Here is a 19,134-nt window from a genome sequence, read left to right on the forward strand (position 1 = left end):
GTCATGCCGGTCGCCGCACAGGTATTGCGCCACGCTTCCGACCACCCGCACCGTCTCGCGGTGTGCGGCCCGGCGGGCGAACTGAGCTACGCCGAGCTCGCCCGGCGGATCCGTGACACCGCGGCGGACCTGGCCGCGCCGGGCCTGGCCCGCGGGGCGCTGGTCGCGATCAGCCTGGCGGATCCGGTGGACCAGCTCATTGCCGCATTGGCGACGGACCTGGCGGGGGGTACGCCGCTGCTGTGCGACCCTGCCTGGGACGAACGGCTACGGGCTGCGATCCCCGCAGACCGTCACCTCGACAGCCTCCCGCCCGCTGGGACGAACGACGTTCAATCATCCGCCGAGGCGGGCACGCCGGCTCAACGCGCGGCGGCGTGGCCGCACCCGGAGCCCGGCGATCGGGCCTGGGCGTGTTTCAGCTCCGGGAGCACCGGCCGTCCCCGGGCCGTGGTCCGCACGCGCGGGTCCTGGACCGCGTCCTTCCCGTGGGTGAGCGAGCTGGCCGGGATCGGGCCCGGCGACGTCGTCCTGGTGCCCGGACCCCTGGGCTCGTCCCTGTACGGCTTCGCGGCCGTGCACGCGCTGGCCGTCGGCGCCACGGCTCTGGTGCCGGGCCGCTGGTCGCCCGGGTCCCTGGACGAGCAGCTCGGCCGGGCGACCGTGGCCCACCTGGTGCCGCACTGCCTGCCGGCCGTACTGGACGCATTGGACGCGATGGAGGACGGTGCCCCGCTGCGGACCGTCGTGATCGGCGGAGCGGCGCTGCCGGCCGGGCTGCGGGAGCGGGCGGCGGAGGCCGGCGTACGGGTGGTGTCCTACTATGGCGCGACCGAGCTGTCCTTCGTGGCCGCCGACGCCGACGGCGCGGGGCTGCGCCCTTTTCCGGGTGTCGAACTCCAGGTCAGGACCCTGCCCGGCCAGGCGCTCGGCGAGGTGTGGGCGCGGTCGCCCTGGCTGGCCGAGGGCTATCTGGCCGGCGCGGCCGGCCCGCTGCGGGTGGATGGCGACGGGTGGATGAGCGTCGGCGACGTGGCGGAGCCGTACCTTTCGGGTGAGGTCCTGCGGCTGCGCGGCCGGGGGGACGGCGCGATCCAGACCGGCGGCGCCACGGTCGTGCCGGAGGACGTCGAAGAGGTGCTCAGGAGCGTGCGCGGGGTGGGCGACGTCGTGGTGGTCGGCTCGCCGCACCCGGACCTGGGCGCGGTGGTCACGGCGATCGTCGAGGTGGGCGCCGGGACTCCGCCCTCGCGGGCCTCGCTCGAGGCCGTGGCCCGCGGCGGGCTGGCCGCGGCGCAGCGGCCCCGCCGCTGGTACGCGGTGGACAGCCTGCCCCGCACCTCGGCGGGCAAACCGGCCCGCGGCCTCCTGTCCGCCCGCCTGGCCGGTGACGATCCTGACCTGTGGCGGCTCACCTGATGCGGCCGGACATCGCGCCGGTCATCGTGGCCGCGCGCCGTACGGCGATCGGGACCGCCGGGCACGCCTTCAAGGAGGTGACCGCCGACAGGCTGGCCTCGCCCGTCATCGAGGCGCTGGCCCGTGACGTCGCCGGCCTCGGCGTGCCGATCGAGGACGTGGTGCTCGGCAACTGCATGGGTCCGGGCGGGAACCTGGCTCGCGTGTCGGCGCTGGGCGCCGGGCTGGGCGAGGCCGTTCCCGGTGCCACGGTGGATCGGCAGTGCGGCAGCGGGCTGGCCGCGATCCTGATGGCGGGTCAGGCCGTGGCCAGCGAGGAGATGGAGCTGGTCATCGCCGGTGGGGTCGAGAGCGCCTCCACCGCGCCGTTGCGGGCGCACCGGGGGAGCCCCGCCGTGCCGTACGAGCGGGCGCCCTTCACCCCGGCCGGCCATCCGGACCCGGACATGGGCGCGGCGGCCGAGGCGCTCGCCGCGGCGCGCGGCGTGGATCGGGCCCGCCAGGACGACTACGCGCGCGCGAGCAACGCCAAGGCGGTGGCCGCGCGGGAGGCGGGCCGGTTCGCGGCGGAGATCGTCGAGGTCAAGGGGCGGACGGAGGATCAGCGGCCCCGGGTGTTGCGGCCGGAGTCGATGGCGCGGTTGCCCGCGGCGTTCGTCGCCGGAGGGTCGGTGACGGCCGGGAACTCCTCGCCGGTCAGCGACGGGGCGGCGGCGCTCGCCCTCACCACGGAACGCCTGCGCGCCAGGGCCGGGCTGCCGGGCCTCCGGCTGCGGGGCGGGGCCGTCGTCGGCTGTGATCCCGCCCTGCCCGGCTGGGGTCCGGTGCCCGCCGTACGACGGCTGCTCGGCCGTACCGGAGTGAGCATGGAGCAGATCGCGGCGGTGGAGATCGTGGAGGCGTTCGCGGCCCAGACGCTGGCCGTCACCGACGCGCTCGGGCTCGACCCGCTCGGCGCCGACCGGGACCGGGTCTGCGCCGACGGCGGCGCGCTGGCGCTCGGCCATCCGTGGGGGGCCACCGGAGCCGTCGTGGTCACCCGGCTGTTCACGCGGCTCGTACGGTCGGGCGCGCCGGCGGGGACGCTGGGCCTGGCGACGGCGGCGGTCGGGGGCGGCCTCGGCGTCGCCGCCCTGTTCGAGGTGGTGTGAGCCCAATGAGCGAGCGGGTTGAATGCGTGCGTGGTGTGAGCCGATGAGCAAGCCGGTTGAGGTTGAGATTCGTAGGTGGTGTGGGTGATCGAGCTGGACGACGTGCGGGTCCGGCTCGGGCAGCGTGAGGTGCTGTGCGGCGTCACGGCCCGCCTGCCCGAGCGGCGGATCGGCGTGATCGGGGCCAACGGGTCGGGCAAGAGCACGCTGGCCCGGCTGCTGAACGGCCTGGTCCTGCCGACTTCCGGCACCGTCACCGTCCTCGGCGACGACACCCGCCGCCACGCGGCCAGGATCAGGCGGCGCGTCGGGTTCCTGTTCACCGACCCGGACGCGCAGATCGTGATGCCGACCGTGGCCGAGGACGTCGCGTTCTCCCTGCGGCGACGCAAGCTGCCACGGGAGGAGGTCCAGCGCCGGGTCACGGACGTGCTGGACAGGTACGGCCTGGCGGGCCACGCCGACCACCCCGCCCACCAGCTGTCCGGCGGCCAGAAACAGCTGCTCGCCCTCTGTTCGGTCCTGGTGCTCGAACCCGAGATCCTCGTGATGGACGAACCCACGACCCTCCTGGACCTGCGCCACTCCCGGCTGGTCGCCGACGTGCTGCGCGAACTGCCGCAGCAGGTGGTCGTGATCAGCCACGATCTCGCGCTGCTGGCCGACTTCGACCGCCTGCTGGTGATGGACGAGGGGCGGATCGTGGCCGACGCCACACCGTCGGCGGCCATCGGCCACTACCGGAAGCTCATGTCGTGAACGGGCTCACCGGCGCCTACGTCCCAGGCGGCTCGCCGCTGCACCGCCTGCCCGCGGGAGCCAAGCTCGCGGGCCTGGCGGCGTGCTGCACGGTGCTCGTCCTGCTGCGCGCGCCGGTGTCGATGGCGGTCGCCGCGCTGGTGGTGGGGGCGCTGTTCGCCGTCTCCGGGGTGGGCGCGGCGGCGGCCTGGGCGCAGGTGCGGCCGGTCCGCTGGTTCGCGGTGGCGCTGTTCGCCATGCAGGCGGTGTTCGCGGACCTGCCGTCGGCGGTCACCTCGGTGTCCCGGGTCGTCCTGGCCGTCGCCCTGGCCGGGCTGGTCACCCTGACGACGCGGACGGAGGCCATGATGGCGTTCCTGGAACGCTGCCTGTCGCCGGCGCGCTGGGTGGGGCTGGATCCGTTCCGGCTGTCGTTGCTGCTGTCCCTCACGATCCGCAGCGTGCCGGTCATGGCCGACCTGGCGACCCGCGTACGGGAGGCGCAGCGCGCCAGGGGAGTGCAGTGGAGCGTGCGGGCCTTCGCCGTGCCGCTGGTGGTGAGCGCGTTGCGGCACGCGGACGCGCTGGGCGAGGCCCTCAGCGCCCGCGGCCTGGACGACTGACCGGACAATGTCGGATAAAACGCCATAGGTGGGAACGAGCCTCACGGCGGGCTGCTGGTGTGGGAGCATTTGGGCACCATGCGAGCCATGCTGCCGTTGCGATTAGCGCGGTCGGCCCTCTTCGCGGCCGTCTGTGTGACGCTGGCCGCCCTGGCCCACTGGTTCGCGGACGGCACCCTCCCGGGCCCCGGCCATCTCGCGCTCGGCGCCGGGCTCGTGACGGCGGGCGCCGCCGCCCTGGCCGGCCGGGAGCGCGCGCCGGTCCCGATCGCCGTCCTGCTCGGCTCGGCGCAAGTCCTCCTGCACGCGCTGTTCTCCTGGCACGCCGCCCCCGCGCCCATGCCGCCCGGACACAGACCGGCCACCGACATCGGCATGGTGCTCTGCCACCTCACCGCCACCCTGGTGACCGGGTGGTGGCTGGCCAGGGGCGAGACCGCACTGTGGGCGCTGCTGCGGCGGCTGGCCGTACGCCTGCTCCTGGTCCTGCCCTCGTGCCCCGTATACCCGCTCACCCCACCGGCGCCCGCCTATCGCTCACCCGGCGGACCGTACGACAGCGTCCTGCGGCACGCGGTCGTCCGGCGTGGACCCCCGCTCCCGGCTGCCCTCTGAGACCCAGTCCCGCAGCCACGTGGAGATCACCATGCCGTCAACCCCCTTATGCCGCCGCCCCCTGCCCGTCGGCGCCTGAGCAGCCGTGTCCACTTCCCGAGGCGGGGCGACGCCGGCCCGCCGATACGCCGTCGTCGCCGTGGCCGCCGGAGTCCTGGTGCTGGTCGCGGCCCTGTTGTTCGGCGGAAGCGTGCCGCAGCCGTCGATCCCCGGTCTGCCCAAGGCGGGACCGTTCACCGACTGGGGGATGCCCCTGGCCCGGTTCGCCTATGACCTGTGCGCCTTCGCCACCGTCGGAACGCTGGTGGCCGCCGTGATCCTGGCGCCGCGCGGCACGCCGCAGGTCGCCGCCTGCCTGCGCGCCGCCGGCCGCTGGGGGCTGGGCTGGGCTGCCGCCGCGGTGGTGACGTACCTGCTGACGATCTCGGAGGTCGTCGGCCTGCCGCTCACCGACCTGCTCGAAACCCCGTCGATCCTGTCGTTCGGCACGACCGTCCCGCAGACTCAGGCCCTGCTCATCGTGGCCGCGGCGGCGGGAGCGGTGGCGATCGGCACCAGCCTGTGGCGTTCGCCGTGGTGGAACGCCTTCCTGCTGGCGGTCGCCGTCTTCGCGATCCTGCCGCCCGCCTACGTCGGCCACGCCGCCTCGGCGGGCGACCACGACATCGCGATCTCCGCGTTGATGGCGCACCTGGCGGCGGTGGCGGTGTGGGTGGGCGGCCTGGCCGCCGTCCTGGTCCACTTCCGGCGCTCGGACCGGCTCGCGCAGGTGGTGCCCAGGTTCAGCACGCTGGCGCTGGCCTGCTTCGGCGCGGTGGCCGTGTCGGGCGTGGCCAGCGCCTGGGTGCGCCTCGACGCCGTCGCGCAGCTGTGGCAGACCCGTTACGGCCTGCTCATCCTGGCCAAGGCGGCCGCGCTGGTGGCCCTGGGCCTCTTCGGCCACAACCATCGCCGCCGTACCGTCGCGGGCCTGGCCGAACGCCCGGTGCGGCGCACGTTCGTCCGCCTGGCCACCGGCGAGGCGATCGTCATGGCGGCGGCAGTCGGGCTCGCGGTCGCCCTGTCACGCACCCCGCCGCCGCCTTCGGAGGGCGGCGGCGGCCACGACCACCTCCTGCTGGAGTACGAGCTGCCGCCCTTCTCGATCGGCGGCCTGATCACCGAGATCAGGCTGGACCCGCTGATCCTGCTCCTGCTGGCCGTCCCCGCGATCGGCTACCTCCTCGGGCTGCGCCGGCTGGCCCGCGACGGGATCGTGTGGCCGCCGGGCCGTACCGCCGCGTGGCTGGCCGGGCTCGCGGTGCTGGCGTTCGCCCTGCTCAGCGGCGTGGGCGGCTACGCCCGCGCGATGCTGTCCGCGCAGGCGCTGCAGTACGGCCTGGTCGCGCTCGTGGCGCCGCTGCTCCTGGCGCTCGGCGCGCCGCTGACGCTGGCCGCCCAGACCACCACGGACCGGTCCCAGTACGGCGAGGTGACCCGCGCGATCCTGGACAGCCGCCTGGCCGCGCGGCTCACCCATCCGCTGACCCTCGCCGCCGCGCAGATCGTGCCGGTGGCGGTGCTGTACGGGACCGGCTGGCTGGGCCAGTCGTTGTACAGCTACGCGCTCCATCTGCTCACCCTGGCGCTGCTCTTCTGCGCCGGGGCACTGTGCTTCTGGGTGCTGGCCGGGGTGGATCCGCTGCCGCGCCCGATCACCTGGGTGACGCGGGTGCGGCTGCTCGCGGTGCTCGCCGTGACGCAACTCGCGCTCGGGCTGGCCCTGCGGTTCGGGCCCGGGGTGGGCGTGGACTGGTTCACGCTGGTGTCGCCGCCGGGGGTGTCGGACCTGACCGCCGACCAGCGGGCCGCCGGGCTTACGGTGCTGGTCGTCGCGGTCGTGGTGCTCGTGGCCCCGGTGGTACGGCTGGCGTCGTGGCGGCGGGCCGCTCAGCGGAGGAGGACGCTTTCCTGAACGATGGTGGTCAGCCTTCGCTCAGCGGAGGAGGACGCTCGTCAGATCGACCGTGGTCAGCCTTCGCTCAGCGGAGGAGGACGCTCGTCAGATCGACCGTGGTCAGCCGCCGTTCGGCGCCGGTGATCTCGTGCACCGGCCCGGTCAGCGTCACGGACCTCTCGGCGACGACGTCGGTGACGGAGCGGCGGACGGTCACCCTCACCTCGCCGGGCTCGACGACACACCGGCCGTCGCGCCCGGTGAAGGCCAGCAGCCGCGTCGGCACCTCGAAGCCGACCGACACCCGCTCGCCGGGAGCGAGCTCGACGCGCGCGTAGCCGACCAGCTGGGCGACGGGCCGGGTGACCGAGGCGACCACGTCCGACGCGTACACCTGCACGATCTCCGCGCCCGCCCGCTCACCCGCGTTGCGGACGACGACCGAGCAGCGGATCGACCCGTCCGCCGCCGGGGCGGCTCCGGCCACGGACACGTCGTCGTAAGTGAACCGCGTGTAGCTCAGCCCGTGACCGAAGCCCAGCTGCGGAGCGGGGTCGATGTTGCTCACCGAGCCGGCCGCGCCGAGCCGGGGATGCAGATAGCTGTACGGCTGGCCGGCGGCCGAGCCGGGCATGCTCATCGGCAGCCGCCCCGACGGGTTGACGGCTCCGCTGATCACCCGGGCGATGGCCCCCGCGCCCTCCTCGCCGGGGAAGAACGCCTGCACCACGGCGGCGGCCTCGCGGATGATGCCCGGCACGGCGTAGGCCCGGCCGGTCAGCAGAACCACCACGACCGGAGTGCCCGTGGCGAGGACCGCGTCGGCGAGTGCCTGTTGGGCGCCGGGGAGGTCGAGGGTGTCCACGTCGCAGCCCTCGCCGGAGGTGCCCCGGCCGAACAGGCCGGACCGGTCGCCGAGCACGAGGATCACCACGTCAGAGGCGGCCGCCAGGTCCACGGCCGCGCCGAACCCCGCGCGGTCGCCGTCGTCGACACCCGTGCCGTGCGCCACCCGCAGCACCGCGTCCGGGAACTCCGCCCGCAGGGCGTCGAGCAGCGTGGGTGACTCGATGCCCGGCTCGACCTCGGGAAAGTGCGGCAGGACGTGGTTGACGAAGGAGTAGCAGCCGAACAGCGCGGTGACGCTGTCCGCGTTCGGGCCTATGACGGCCACGCGCTGTCCCGCGCCGTCACCGAGGGGGAGCAGGCCGTTGTTCGTCAGCAGCACGATGGACTCTTCCGCCAGCCGCCGCGCCAGCGCCCGGGACTCGGCGTCGTCCAGGTCGACGGGCCCCGAAGCAGCCGGCTCGTAGTCGTCGTCGAGCAGCCCGAGCTTCGCCTTCTGCAGCAGCACCCGGCTCAACGCCCGGTCGATCAGCGATTCGGCGATCCGCCCGCTCGTCACGGCCTGCTTCAACGGCGCCAGATAGGCCACTCCGGTGGGGAGTTCGACGTCGATCCCCGCCGTGAGCGCCTGCACGGCGGCGTCCTCGGCGTCCGTGGCGACGGCGTGCAGCGTGTGCAGGAAGGCGACCGCGAAGTAGTCCGCGACGACGGTGCCGTCGAAGCCCCACTCGTCACGCAGGATCCGGGTGAGGTAGTACTCGTCCGCGGCTATCGGAATCCCGTCGATCTCCGCGTAGGAGTTCATCACCGAACCCGCCCCCGCGTCCCGGATCGCCACCTCGAAGGGGAACAGCAGCACGTCGGCCACCTCGCGCGGCCCCGCGTGGACCGGGGCCAGATTCCGCCCGGCGCGGGAGTTCGAATAGCCGACGAAATGCTTCAACGTGGCGATCACGCCCGTGGACTGGAGCCCCCGCACGTACGCCGCCCCGATCGTCGCGACCTCGTACGGATCCTCGGACACGCACTCCTCGACCCGCCCCCACCGCTGGTCACGAATCACGTCGAGCACGGGAGCGAGCCCCTGGTGAACGCCGAGCGCGGCCATGCTCGACCCGATCTGCCGGCCCATCCGCTCGACCAGCTCGGGGTCGAACGAGGCGCCCCAGGCCGGCGGGACCGGATAGGTCGTCGCCCGCCAGGCCGCCAGGCCGGTGAGGCATTCCTCGTGCGCCAGCGCCGGGATGCCGAGGCGGGTGTGGTCGAGCAGCCACCGCTGCCGCGCGGCCAGCAGGGTGCTCGCCCACTCCGGGTCGACGGGCCGGGTCCCGTAGTGCCGGGTGATCTGCCCGAGTCCGTCGCGGGCGAACTCCTCGAACGCGACGTCCTCTCCCTGCATCGCATCCTGCAGCGGCGCGACGACACCCTCTTCGCGATTGACGTTCAGCCACACGCCCACGAGCTGCGCGAGCTTCTCGTCGAGTGACATATCGGCCAGCAGGTCGCCGACGCGTCGCGCTCGACGCTCATCGATCGTCATGCACGCACCCTCACTGTCGATCTGGCACTCGATGCGCCCGGTTCGGCGCCGGGCGTCCGTCATCGCGTCGGAAAGTTTCCGGATAGTTTTCCGAAAAGCTATCGTGACATTGCCGTTCCGTTACGGTAGATTCCGGCCTGTAGCCGTGTCAACACTTGTCATAGCGCCTCATCAGCCCAGGTAGATAAGCGGCTGCGGGACGAACGATTTTCCGAAAGTCGGCAAACGGGAGGTGCTGTGCCCCGACCCACGCTCTCCGACGTCGCGGCGGTGGCCGGGGTGTCGGTTCCGACCGTCTCGAAAGTGCTGAGCGGCAAGAAGCACGTCTCCGCCGCCACCCGCGGCAAGGTGCTCGAAGCGGTCCGGACCTCCGGATACGAAGCCCCGCGCCCGCCCAGCGCCCCGCAAGTCGGCCTCGTCGACCTGCTCATCGACGGACTCGGCTCGCCCTGGGCGGAGGTGCTGGTCAAGGGCGCGGAGCAGGCGGCCGCGCGCTGGGGATTCTCCCTCGTCGTGACCTCCTCCGCGCGCGCCGACTTCGACCTGCGGCGCTGGATCGGGATGGTGCGCAAGCGCGGCACCGACGGCATCGTCCTGGTGCTCTCGCGCGCCAACCAGGAGGAGATCGCGGCCGTCGAAGAGCTGCTGCGGGTCCCGCTGGTGCTCCTGGATCCGGTCGGCAAGCGCGACCCCCGGCTCTCAACCGTGGGCGCGACGAACTGGTCGGGCGGGGTGATGGCGACGACCCATCTCCTGGAGCTGGGGCACGAGCGGATCGGCTTCATCGGCGGCCCGCTCGACACGCAGTGCACCCTGGACCGCTACGAGGGCTACCTGGCAGCGCACCGCACCTTCGGCGTCGAGCCGCAGGCGCACCTCACGCGCTTCGCCGACTTCCAGGTCTCCGGCGGCAAGACGTTCGGCGCCGAGCTGCTCGACCATCCCGACCGGCCCACGGCCATCTTCGCGGGCTCAGACCTACAGGCCGCGGGCGTCTACCAGGCGGCGACCGAGCGCGGCATCCGCATCCCCGAAGAGGTGTCGGTGGTCGGCTTCGACGACTCTCCGCTGTGCGAGATGCTGTCCCCGCCGCTCACCACGGTCCGCCAGCCGCTCGACGACATGGCCAACGAGGCGGTCCGGCTGATCACCGAAGAGCTGACCCACCGCAGGGGCTCGGCCGGCACCCGGATCGAGCTCGCCACGACCCTCATCGTCAGAGGCAGCACGACGCGCCCACCCGGGTGAGGCCGGGCGCGGGCGTCAGCGGTCTGGCGGCCGAGCCCACCCGGGTGACGGCGGGGCCGATCAGCGAGCGAAGCTCGGGAAGTGCTCGTCGGGCAGGGGCAGGCCGGGGGTGAGGCCGAGGGGATCGGTCAGCACGTGCGCCGGTTCTGCGGCGAAGACCGCGTCGGCGTCCATGTAGATGACCACGTGCGCGATGCGCGGGTCGTCGGTGAAGTTCGGCGTGGCGCAGTGCGCCAGGTACGAGTTGTGGAAGGTGCAGTCTCCCGCCTTCAACGGGACGGTCACCCGCTGCCGCCAGCGCAGCTCGGGCGCGACCCGGAAGAGGTCCTGGCCGTCCGTCAAGTCCTGGGCGCGCAGGTCCTGGAGGTCCTGCGAGCCGGGCACGAACGTCATGCAGCCCCGCTCGACGGGCACGTCGACCAGCGCGATCCAGGCCGACAGGGCGTGCCGCGAGCCGGTGTGCGGCCAGTACGGCTGGTCCTGGTGGAACTCGGTGGCCGCGCCGTTGTGCGGTCTCTTGATCAGCAGCTGGTCGTGCCAGAGCCGCAGCGGCACGCCCGCCAGGCGGGTCGCGAGCGCGGCGAGCCCCGGGTGCAGGGTGAGCTCGCGCAGCGTCTCGTCCTGCTGCCAGAGCTGCAGCAACTGGACGAAGATGTCGCCCTCCCGGTTGTCCCGCACGGTCTCCTGCGCGGCCAGCGCCGCCTTGGCGTACCGGGCGGCCTCCTCGCGCGAGATCACCTGGGGCAGGTGGATGAAACCGTCACGCCGGTAGGCGGACACCTGAGCGTCGTCAAGCATGTGCTTCTCCCTTGTCGGTGGTGCCTCTACTCTTGCCGGACGGGCCCGAGACGGGCTAGGACGGGGGTTGCTCGCATGTAGCACAATCCTGATGTGCACCGTGTACGACGCGACGACGTCTTCACCCCCGACCGGCCGCCCGTGGTGGCGGAGCGGCACGAGCTGGCCGCCGACAACAGCGCGCACAGCCACGACTTCCTGGAGCTGGCCGTGGTCACCAGAGGCACGGCCACGCACGTCTCCGCCAGCGGGGAGCAGGGGCTGAGCCGCGGCTCGGTCGCACTGCTGCGGCCGGGTGACTGGCACGGTTACCGCGACTGCCGCGGGCTGGTGGTGCACAACGTGTACGTCGGTCCGGAGATGTTCCAGCGGGAGCTGGCCTGGCTGCGGGCCGAACCGCACATCGGCAGGCTGCTGCACCGCTCGGGGCACGTGTCGCGGCTGGATGACGGGGCACTCGCGGTGGTGGAGGCCGCGCTTCCGGCGGCGGTGGGCGGGCACATCACGCAGGTGGGAGCGCTGCTGTGCCTGCTGGGCGGGGCCGCGGCCTCGCTCGGCGAACCCGCCGCCGGGAGCGCGGGGACGCACCCCGCGGTGCTGCTGGCCGTACGGGAGCTGGAGGGCGACCCGCGGCGGGACTGGTCGGTGGACGACCTGGCGGCGCTCGCGCGTGTCTCGGCCGCGCACCTGGCCAGGACGTTCACCGCCCAGCTCGGCATCTCGCCGATGGCCTACCTGAACCGGCTGCGGGCCGAGCGGGCGGCGGCGTTGCTCATCGAGACGGACCTGCCGGTCGCGGCGATCGGCAGGCAGGTGGGGTGGAGCGATCCCAACTACGCCAGCCGCCGCTTCCGGCAGTTCTTCGCGATGAGCCCGTCCGGTTACCGGGCCAGGTTCAGCGCACCTGTCACCCCTGGACGGCCTCCAGCTCGATGACCAGCGCGGTGGCGGGCTTCAGCGCGGGGGACGGCAGGCCGAGCCCGGCCAGGACCGAGCCCCGCAGGCGTACCGGGGCGGCCGTCCACTCCGGCAGCCCGACACCCGTGGGCAGGCGGCCCGCCACCCGTACCTCGTAGACGGTCTCGGGGTCCAGTCCTGGCAGGCGCAGCGGGGCCGGGCCGGTGGCCACCCGGGAGGCGAGCTGGACGCAGGCGAACACCGCGTGCCCGTCCCGGACCACGCCGTGCAGCAGCACCGCCGGGTCGGGATGGTCGGCGCGGACCACGGTCCCGCCGTGCAGCGTCGGCCGCAGCCGCTTGTGCAGGGCGATCCATTCCGCGAGCTCCTCGCGTTCGGCCTCGCTCGCCGACGTAAGGTCCCACTCGACGCCCATGTGGCCGAACAGCGCGGTGGTGCACCGGAACGACAGCGCCAGCGACCGGCCGGTGCTGTGGTCGCGGGGCGCGCCGACGTGGCTGCCCATCAGCTCCGGCGGCACGAGCAGGCCGGTCCAGCGCTGGATCGCCTGCCGGTCGAGCGCGTCGTTGCAGTCAGAGGTCCAGACCCGGTCGGTGCGGGCCAGGATGCCGTAGTCGATCCGCGCGCCGCCGGACGAGCACGACTCGATCTCCAGCCCGGGATGGCGGCGGCGCAGCTCGTCGATCAGCCGGTAGGCGGCCACGGTCTGCGCGTGCACACCCGCCACGCCGTCGTGGACGGGCTCGGCGATGTCGCGGTTGTGGTCCCACTTGATGTAGTCCAGCTCGTACTCGTTCACCAGCGTGCCGATCCGTTCCAGCAGGTAGTCGAAGACCTCCGGCCGGGCCAGGTCGAGCACGTGCTGGTTGCGCTGCGGCGGCGGGAGCCGGTCGGCGCGGCCGAGCACCCATTCGGGGTGCTCGCGGGCGAGGTCGGAGTCGAGATTGATCATCTCCGGCTCGAACCAGAGCCCGAACTGCATGCCGAGCTTGCGCACGTGCTTCGCCAGCGGGTGCAGGCCGTCGGGCCACACCCCCTCGTCCACATACCAGTCGCCGAGCCCGGCCTTGTCATCGCGGCGGTGCCGGAACCAGCCGTCGTCCAGGACGAACCGCTCGATCCCCACCTCCGCGGCCCGGTCGGCCAGCGCCAGCAGCCGGTCGAGGCCGTGGTCGAAGTAGGTGGCCTCCCAGTTGTTCAGGGTGACCGGGCGGGCCGGGCGCTGTCCGCGCGAGCGCAGGTGGTCGTGCAGCCGCCCGGCCGCCGTGTCCAGCCCGGAGTCCGACCAGGTGAAATAGACCAGCGGGGTCTCGTACGTCTCGCCCTCGCCCAGGGTGATCTCGCCGGGCGCGAGCAGTTCGCCGGCCGCCAGCAGCGTCACGCCTTCCGTCAACCGCTCGACGTAGTGGACGTGGTCGCCGCTCCATCCGGCGTGCGCCGCCCACACCTCGCCGTGCCGGAACCCGAACCCGCCCGTTCCCGCCACCAGCAGACCCGTGCCGTCGTGCCCGGTGCGCCCGCGCCGGTTCTCCCGCGACCAGACGCCGTAGGCCAGCGGCCGGCGCTGCGGCACCTTCTCCAGCGCCCACCGCCCGGTGAAGTCGAGCAGCTCATCCGCCCGCGCGGGCAGCGGCAACGCGCAGGTCAGCTCCTCCACGCGGTACGGGTCGGCGGCGGTGTTGGTCAGCGCGTGCCGCATCGTGACCACGCCGTGGGCGTCCATGGCCAGCTCGCTCACCAGCCGGAGCCCGGCCTGTTCGTCGGTCGCGGTGATGGTCACGCTGCCACCCGCACCGGGCACGGCCCGCGTCTCGACCGGGCCGTAGAGACTCCACCTGACCGGCCGATGCGCGGACGTACGGGCTCCTGACAGGCCCGGCCGGCCGTACCAGCTGTCGCCCTGGAGCGGCACCAGCGGCGGCGCGGGAGTCAGCGACGCCAGCGCGGGCAGCAGGTGCGGCTCGGCGACCGCGCCCAGGTCGGCGCCGAAGTAGCGCACGCGCGGCAGGCCGGGGCCCGCGACGTCGAGAACGAGACAGGCGCCAGCGGCGGACAGGATGACGGGTGACACGTCGGGGGGCTCCTCACATTCGGACCGGCGCCGGGCCGTCTCGCCCGCCGCTTCCGTGTAAGAGATTCGCATGCCGCGCTCGCCACCCACCGGGCAGGGGTATGCCGCTACGCCCGCCGCTGGGCAGGGGTGCGCCGCTGTGCTCGTCAGCCGCCGGGGAAGGGTGCGTGGTCAGGCGTGGGCGGCCAGGTCGAGGACGTGCCGGGCGGTGGCATCCAGCAACTCGGGAGCGGGCGGGCCGCCGTGGACCAGCGCCTGGTAGTAGAGCGGGCCGAGCAGCACGCTCAGCAGGGTGTCGGCGGCGGGCTCGGGCACCGGGCGGCCGGTGTGGCGTTCGAGCACGGCGCGCAGCCCCAGCAGATCGCGTTCGCGCTGCTCGCGCAGGAACCCCTCGCGCAGCGCCAGGGCGGTGGCCTGGTCGGTCTGGGCGTGGCCGAGCAGCGCCCGCAGGACCTGGCCCGACGGCTCCTCGAAGAACCCGGCGATCCGGCGGAGCTGGGCTTTCAGCTCCTCCTCGGCCTCCCCCTCGCCGCCCGGCCAGGCCAGGGCCTCGCGGGCGTCGTCGGCGAGGGTGTCGAGAAGGATGTCGACCTTGGACTTCCACCAGCGGTAGACGGTCTGCTTGGCGACCCCGGCCCGGGCTGCGATGCCCTCGATGGTCACCCCGTTGAACCCCCGCTCGACCAGGAGATCGTCGGCGGCGTTGAGGACCGCGAGCCGGATGCTCTCGCTGCGCTTGGGGCCCGTCCGGCTCACCACGGCCGTCCGTCCCTCGGCGGGCTCGGCGTTTCGGTCGGCGTTTCGGTCGGCGGGGATGGTCATCGTCCTCTCGGGTACGTCTCGGCAGCTCGATTCTGGCATGCCCGTTGGCCTGCCCGGCCAGCAGGACGAGGGGCTCGCCCCGGCCGCGGATCTGGTAGGAGACGGCGACGCCGTCCCCGGTGACGGCTACCGGCATGATCGCGTGTCGAAGCGGCGGGCCAGGTCCAGCAGGAACCCGGCGCCGACGAGCAGCCCGACGGAGACGGTGATCACGCTCGACCAGCCGCCCGTCTCCCACCGGTAGGCGGCCAGCGAGCCGAAGACCGAGCTGCCGGCGTAGTAGGCCAGCAGGTACAGCCCCGCGGCCTGGCCCACACCGACGCCCACCCGGTGAGCGCGGTCGGAGACCCAGCCGCTGACCAGGGAGTGCGTACCGAGGAAGGCGAAGGTGACCATGGCCAGCCCGATCACGATGGCCGGCAGCTGGGGCGCGGCGGTGAGCAGCGTCCCGGTCACCAGAAGCGCGACACCGAGCAGGGCGGCCAGGCCGAGCCCGCGCCGCAGCGCCAGCCGCCCGGCGGCCAGCGGCCCCGGCACGCCCACCGGGTAGGCCAGGAACACCAGCGCGCCCGCGCCGCCCAGCAGATAGGGCGCCGCCTCCAGACGGAAGGTCAGCGCGTTGCACAGCCCGACGAACGCCCCCATCGTCGCCGCGCCGACCAGGCACAGCGCCATCAGAGACGGGTCCCGCAGCGTGAGCGCGGTGTTGCGCAGCAGGTCGCCCAGCCGCGGGCTGGACCGTTCGAAGTGCCGCGACGGCGGCAGCAGGACCCACAGGCCGATCGCGCAGAGCAGCGTGACGACCCCCACGACGGCGCTGGCGCCGCTCCAGCCCCACACCGCCTGGACCGGGCCGGGCAGCAACCGCCCCGCCGCCCCGCCGAGGGCCGTGCCGGTGATGTAGGTGGCGTTGGCCCGTACGTGGGTCCCTTCGGGCATCTCCTCACGCAGGTAGGCGAGCGCCACGGCGGGCAGCCCGGCCAGCGCGACGCCCTGCAGCCCGCGCAGGACCAGCAGCGAGTGCCAGGTGGGCGCGAACGCCGCGGCGATGCCCAGGACCGCGCAGCCGGTCAGGGACCACCGCATGATCACCACCCGGCCCACCACATCGGAGATCGGGCCGACGAACAGCAGCGCGACCGCCATCGTGATCGTGGCCAGGGACAGCACCGCCGTCGACGCCGCGGCGGAAACCCCGAAGTGGTCGGCGACGCCGGGCAGCAACGGCTGGACGTAGTAGAGCGCCAGGAAGTTGGCCAGGCCGCCGAACATCAGCCCGTACCTGATCCGGAGGGAGGCGCGATCCCCTGACACCAGAGTCGAGAGCACCCGTCGAGCGTGACCGATCAGCCTTGATGCGCAAAATGCAGAATTTGACGGAGCTGATGCGCAAAGAGCATCATCGCAGGATGGAGCTGCAGACCCTGCGCTGGTTCCTGACGCTGTGTGACACGGAGAACATGCGCGACACCGCGGCGATGGAGGGGATCAACCAGTCCACGCTGTCGCGGGCGCTGGCCCGGCTGGAGGCCGACCTGGGGGTCGAGTTGTTCCATCGGCACGGGCGCCGGCTCGCGCTCAACCGGTTCGGCCTGCTGTTCCGCGAGCACGCCGCCCGCGCCGTGGCCGAGCTTCAGGGCGCCCGCCGCCGCATCGACGCCCTGACCAACCCGGACACCGGTCTGATCCGGCTGGGTTTCCTGCACTCGGTGGGCCGCTGGCTGGTGCCGGAGATCCTGCGCGACCTGCGGGCGGGCACGCCCGGCATCCGTTTCGAGCTGCACCAGGGCTTCGCCAGGGAGCTGTTCACCTGGCTGGACCAGGGCGACATCGACGCCGCCCTGGTCACTCCGCCGCCGGAAGGCAACCCCGCGCGCTGGCACCCGCTACGTGAGCAGCGGCTCTGCCTCGCCCTGCCCGTCGAGCACCCGCTCGCCGCCGTCCCGGGACTGACGCTCGCCGACGTGCGCGACGAGCCGTTCGTCGCTTTCGCCCCGACGACGGACCTGCGCCGGGTGATCGACCGGCTGTGCGTGGAGGCCGGGTTCGAGCCGGTCATCGCGTTCGAGAGCGAGGAGATCGCCACCGTACGCGGCCTCATCGGTGCCGGGCTCGGTGTGGGCGTCCTGCCGCTGCCCGCCTCGCTGGAACACGACGACCCCACCTACCGCCCGCTCGTCCCGGCCCAGCACCGCCCCATCGGCCTGGCCTGGAACCCGGTGCCCACCCCGACCGCCGCCGCGGCCCTGTTCGTCGAACACGTGACGACTACTGCGAGGCGCTCTTGACGGCGAGCGGCTCGGCGGGGGCCTCCGCCTTGGCGGCTTCCATGCGCTCGCCGAGCTCCTGCAGCTCCTTGCGCCCCATCGCGGCGCGGACCTGCGGGAACCAGTCCTTCTCCTCCTCCTCGACGTGGTGCCGGACGTTCTCGATCAGCACCGTGACCTTCGCGTTGAAGTGCTCGTCCTTCGGGTCAAGGTCCTTCAGCTCGGACAGCAGCCACACCACGACGTGGTGCTCCTCGACGCTCTCCAGCACGTGGTCGCTCGTCTCCGGCACCTTGGCGCGAGCGGCCGGGTAGAAGTACTCCTCCTCGATGTAGGCGTGCGTGACCAGCTCCTTGGTGATCTGGTCCACGAGGCGGCGCTTCTCGGTGTAGGCCCGCTCTCCGGCCTGCTCGAACTTCTTGAACAGCCCCTCGACCGTCTTGTGGTCGTCCTTCAGCAGCACGATGGCGTCCATCGATTCTCCTTCGTCCCTCGTCCGGGGTGCAGGCCGTCTGCCCGGGGCCGTTCGGCTAAAACCGCACGTCGTGGACAGTAAGAGGGAATGGCAAGAACCGCGCTGGTCATCATCGACATGCTGAATCCGTATGAGCACGAGGACGCCGAACCCCTGCGCCGCAACGTAGCGAAGATCATCGAACCGATGGCGAAGCTGGTGGCGCGGGCGCGTACCCGCGAAGAGGTCGAGCTGGTGTACGTCAACGACAACTACGGCGACTTCACCCGAGATCGGCGGGAGATCGAGACGCAGGCCCTCAACGGCCGCCGCCCGGACCTGGTGGAGCCGATCCTGCCGCCGCCGGACTGCGCCTTCCTGCCCAAGGTCCGCCACAGCGCCTTCTACGGCACCTCGCTGGAGTATCTGCTGGGCCGCACCGACGTCGACACCGTCGTCCTGGCCGGCCAGGTGACCGAGCAGTGCGTGCTCTACAGCGCGCTGGACGCCTACGTACGTCACTACGCCCTGAGGGTGCCGCCCGACTGCGTGGCCTCCATCCACCACGACCTCGGCGAGGCGGCCCTGCGGATGATGGAGCGCAACATGTCCGCCCGCCTCGCCCTCTCGGCCGAGTGCCTGGACCGCTGAGCGTCACTCCTCCGGCGGCGGCGGGTGGCGGAAGGCGGCCTGGACGCCCGCCTGGAAGCGGGTGTGGGCGCCGAGCCTGCTCATCAGGTTCGCGATGCGCCGCTCCGCCGTACGGTAGCCGACGCCGAGCTGCCGGGCGATGGCCTCGTCGGTCAGCCCGGCCACCAGGAGCGCGATCAGCCGCTCGTCGTCATGCGCGGAGGCACGCGCTCGTACGGGCGGGGCCGCGCCCGGAGCCGGAGGCCGCAGGCGCAGTGGCAGCGCCCGCTGCCACAGCCCCTCGAACAGCCGGCTCAGCGCCTCCAGCAGCCCGGACGGGTGGACCACCAGGGCGGCGTCGGCGTCGGGATCGTCCGGGTGGTGCCGCAACAGCAGCAGGGCGAAGCGGTCGTCCATGAGGTAGAGCTTCATGGGCAGGCTGGGCAGCACCCGCGCCTGCTGGCCCGCCCCGACCATCGTCTCGATCTGGCGCAGCGCCCCGATCCGGTCGACGAACCCCCGCTCGTAGATCATGCGGCTCGTGACGCCCCGGTCGAGCAGCTCGCGCTGGGCCGCCACGCTGCCCGGCGGGTCGAAGTAGGGCGGCTTGGAGAAGCAGCGCAGCTGGTGCCAGGCGGCCCGCTGGATCTGGGCGTGCCGCTGCTGGACCGCCCGCTGCCCGGTCACCACCTCGACGACCGCCGGCGGCGTCTCCCCGGCCGCCCGGCGGCGCTGGAAGGCCTGGTCGAGTTCGCCCGCGCGCTCGCGGGCGCGCAGCAGCTCCCGCTCCGCGGTGACCAGGAGCACGTCGAGCGCGGCCTCCGGGGCGACGGCGGCGTAGTGGGCGCCGGATCGGGTGACCAGCCCCTTGGCCTCCAGCGCGGCGAGCACGGCGGGCAGCTGGTCGGCGCGGAGCCCGGCCGGCGCGCCCAGCGAGGCGATCCGGGCGGTGGTGGCCGGCGAGCCGTCGATGAGCAGCTCGTACACCGCCTCCTCGTCCGGGGTGAGCCCGGCCGCGCCGAGCGCGCCCGCGCCGTCCCTGTCACTCCGGGTCATCG

17 protein-coding genes are annotated in these 19,134 nt (G+C 73.3%); 10 read left to right on the forward strand and 7 right to left on the reverse strand.

Going from position 1 to position 19,134, the window contains the following annotated elements; all coding sequences use genetic code 11:
- Positions 1-3: 3 nt before the first annotated feature.
- From AB0H88_RS29075 to AB0H88_RS29100, 6 genes are all read left to right on the forward strand, one after another.
- Complete coding sequence (locus tag AB0H88_RS29075) at positions 4-1,419, forward strand: class I adenylate-forming enzyme family protein (RefSeq protein ID WP_357649832.1); 1,416 nt, start codon at positions 4-6, stop codon at positions 1,417-1,419.
- Positions 1,404-2,570 carry a thiolase family protein gene (locus AB0H88_RS29080; RefSeq protein WP_357649834.1) on the forward strand — a complete coding sequence of 389 codons (1,167 nt, stop codon included), beginning with the start codon at positions 1,404-1,406 and terminating at the stop codon, positions 2,568-2,570. Before AB0H88_RS29075 ends, AB0H88_RS29080 begins: the two co-directional genes overlap by 16 nt.
- An 84-nt stretch (positions 2,571-2,654) precedes the next feature.
- Entirely contained in the window at positions 2,655-3,329 is a 675-nt protein-coding gene (locus AB0H88_RS29085) for an ABC transporter ATP-binding protein (protein ID WP_357649836.1), read from the forward strand.
- The gene (locus tag AB0H88_RS29090) at positions 3,326-3,931 is read left to right on the forward strand and encodes an energy-coupling factor transporter transmembrane protein EcfT (protein WP_357649838.1); all 606 of its coding nucleotides are present in this window, start codon (positions 3,326-3,328) and stop codon (positions 3,929-3,931) included. The genes AB0H88_RS29085 and AB0H88_RS29090 overlap by 4 nt, the downstream gene beginning before the upstream one ends.
- Positions 3,932-4,018: 87 nt before the next feature.
- Complete coding sequence (locus tag AB0H88_RS29095) at positions 4,019-4,546, forward strand: MFS transporter (protein ID WP_357649840.1); 528 nt, start codon at positions 4,019-4,021, stop codon at positions 4,544-4,546.
- Between the two features lie 85 nt (positions 4,547-4,631).
- Entirely contained in the window at positions 4,632-6,500 is a 1,869-nt protein-coding gene (locus AB0H88_RS29100) for a cytochrome c oxidase assembly protein (protein ID WP_357649842.1), read from the forward strand.
- 67 nt (positions 6,501-6,567) lie between these two features.
- Here AB0H88_RS29100 and AB0H88_RS29105 read toward each other — a convergent pair whose 3' ends face one another.
- Positions 6,568-8,868, reverse strand: a complete 2,301-nt coding sequence (locus tag AB0H88_RS29105; RefSeq protein WP_357649844.1) for a glycoside hydrolase family 3 N-terminal domain-containing protein — start codon at positions 8,866-8,868, stop codon at positions 6,568-6,570.
- A gap of 237 nt (positions 8,869-9,105) precedes the next feature.
- Here AB0H88_RS29105 and AB0H88_RS29110 point away from each other — a divergent pair, with 237 nt between their 5' ends.
- On the forward strand, positions 9,106-10,116 hold the full coding sequence (locus AB0H88_RS29110) for a substrate-binding domain-containing protein (protein ID WP_357649847.1): 1,011 nt from the start codon (positions 9,106-9,108) through the stop codon (positions 10,114-10,116).
- Positions 10,117-10,176: 60 nt separating this feature from the next.
- Here AB0H88_RS29110 and AB0H88_RS29115 read toward each other — a convergent pair whose 3' ends face one another.
- Entirely contained in the window at positions 10,177-10,914 is a 738-nt protein-coding gene (locus AB0H88_RS29115; protein WP_357649849.1) for a phytanoyl-CoA dioxygenase family protein, read from the reverse strand.
- A gap of 93 nt (positions 10,915-11,007) precedes the next feature.
- Between AB0H88_RS29115 and AB0H88_RS29120 the strand changes: the two genes are divergently transcribed.
- Positions 11,008-11,850 (forward strand): AraC family transcriptional regulator, encoded by an 843-nt coding sequence (locus AB0H88_RS29120; RefSeq protein ID WP_357649851.1) that lies wholly within the window; start codon positions 11,008-11,010, stop codon positions 11,848-11,850.
- Here AB0H88_RS29120 and AB0H88_RS29125 read toward each other — a convergent pair.
- From AB0H88_RS29125 to AB0H88_RS29135, 3 genes are all read right to left on the reverse strand, one after another.
- Entirely contained in the window at positions 11,822-13,903 is a 2,082-nt protein-coding gene (locus AB0H88_RS29125; protein WP_357649853.1) for an alpha-galactosidase, read from the reverse strand. The genes AB0H88_RS29120 and AB0H88_RS29125 overlap by 29 nt on opposite strands.
- 171 nt (positions 13,904-14,074) lie before the next feature.
- On the reverse strand, positions 14,075-14,725 hold the full coding sequence (locus AB0H88_RS29130; protein ID WP_357649855.1) for a TetR/AcrR family transcriptional regulator: 651 nt from the start codon (positions 14,723-14,725) through the stop codon (positions 14,075-14,077).
- Positions 14,726-14,851: 126 nt separating this feature from the next.
- Positions 14,852-16,054 (reverse strand): MFS transporter, encoded by a 1,203-nt coding sequence (locus AB0H88_RS29135; RefSeq protein WP_357649857.1) that lies wholly within the window; start codon positions 16,052-16,054, stop codon positions 14,852-14,854.
- Positions 16,055-16,134: 80 nt separating this feature from the next.
- On the opposite strand from AB0H88_RS29135, the gene AB0H88_RS29140 reads away from it, so the two are divergent.
- Positions 16,135-17,013, forward strand: coding sequence for a LysR family transcriptional regulator (locus AB0H88_RS29140; protein WP_357649859.1), 879 nt, complete (start codon positions 16,135-16,137; stop codon positions 17,011-17,013).
- On the opposite strand, the gene AB0H88_RS29145 is transcribed toward AB0H88_RS29140, so the two are convergent.
- Positions 16,994-17,467 carry a hemerythrin domain-containing protein gene (locus AB0H88_RS29145; protein WP_357649861.1) on the reverse strand — a complete coding sequence of 158 codons (474 nt, stop codon included), beginning with the start codon at positions 17,465-17,467 and terminating at the stop codon, positions 16,994-16,996. The genes AB0H88_RS29140 and AB0H88_RS29145 overlap by 20 nt on opposite strands.
- Before the next feature lie 87 nt (positions 17,468-17,554).
- On the opposite strand from AB0H88_RS29145, the gene AB0H88_RS29150 reads away from it, so the two are divergent.
- Positions 17,555-18,097, forward strand: coding sequence for an isochorismatase family cysteine hydrolase (locus AB0H88_RS29150; protein WP_357649863.1), 543 nt, complete (start codon positions 17,555-17,557; stop codon positions 18,095-18,097).
- 3 nt (positions 18,098-18,100) lie between these two features.
- Here AB0H88_RS29150 and AB0H88_RS29155 read toward each other — a convergent pair whose 3' ends face one another.
- Positions 18,101-19,132, reverse strand: coding sequence for a LuxR C-terminal-related transcriptional regulator (locus AB0H88_RS29155; protein ID WP_357649865.1), 1,032 nt, complete (start codon positions 19,130-19,132; stop codon positions 18,101-18,103).
- Between the last annotated feature and the right edge of the window lie 2 nt (positions 19,133-19,134).

The sequence above is a fragment of the Nonomuraea sp. NPDC050680 genome (assembly GCF_040654555.1).
Lineage (GTDB): Bacteria > Actinomycetota > Actinomycetes > Streptosporangiales > Streptosporangiaceae > Nonomuraea.

What these genes read in the sequence shown, in the direction of transcription:
- AB0H88_RS29075 (WP_357649832.1), top strand. Translation starts at nt 4, where the DNA reads ATGCCGGTCGCCGCACAGGTATTGCGCCACGCTTCCGACCACCCGCAC.
- AB0H88_RS29095 (WP_357649840.1), top strand. Translation starts at nt 4,019, where the DNA reads ATGCTGCCGTTGCGATTAGCGCGGTCGGCCCTCTTCGCGGCCGTCTGT.
- AB0H88_RS29150 (WP_357649863.1), top strand. Translation starts at nt 17,555, where the DNA reads ATGGCAAGAACCGCGCTGGTCATCATCGACATGCTGAATCCGTATGAG.
- AB0H88_RS29105 (WP_357649844.1), bottom strand. Translation starts at nt 8,868, where the DNA reads ATGACGATCGATGAGCGTCGAGCGCGACGCGTCGGCGACCTGCTGGCC.
- AB0H88_RS29145 (WP_357649861.1), bottom strand. Translation starts at nt 17,467, where the DNA reads ATGGACGCCATCGTGCTGCTGAAGGACGACCACAAGACGGTCGAGGGG.
- AB0H88_RS29140 (WP_357649859.1), top strand. Translation starts at nt 16,135, where the DNA reads ATGGAGCTGCAGACCCTGCGCTGGTTCCTGACGCTGTGTGACACGGAG.
- AB0H88_RS29155 (WP_357649865.1), bottom strand. Translation starts at nt 19,132, where the DNA reads ATGACCCGGAGTGACAGGGACGGCGCGGGCGCGCTCGGCGCGGCCGGG.
- AB0H88_RS29130 (WP_357649855.1), bottom strand. Translation starts at nt 14,725, where the DNA reads ATGACCATCCCCGCCGACCGAAACGCCGACCGAAACGCCGAGCCCGCC.
- AB0H88_RS29115 (WP_357649849.1), bottom strand. Translation starts at nt 10,914, where the DNA reads ATGCTTGACGACGCTCAGGTGTCCGCCTACCGGCGTGACGGTTTCATC.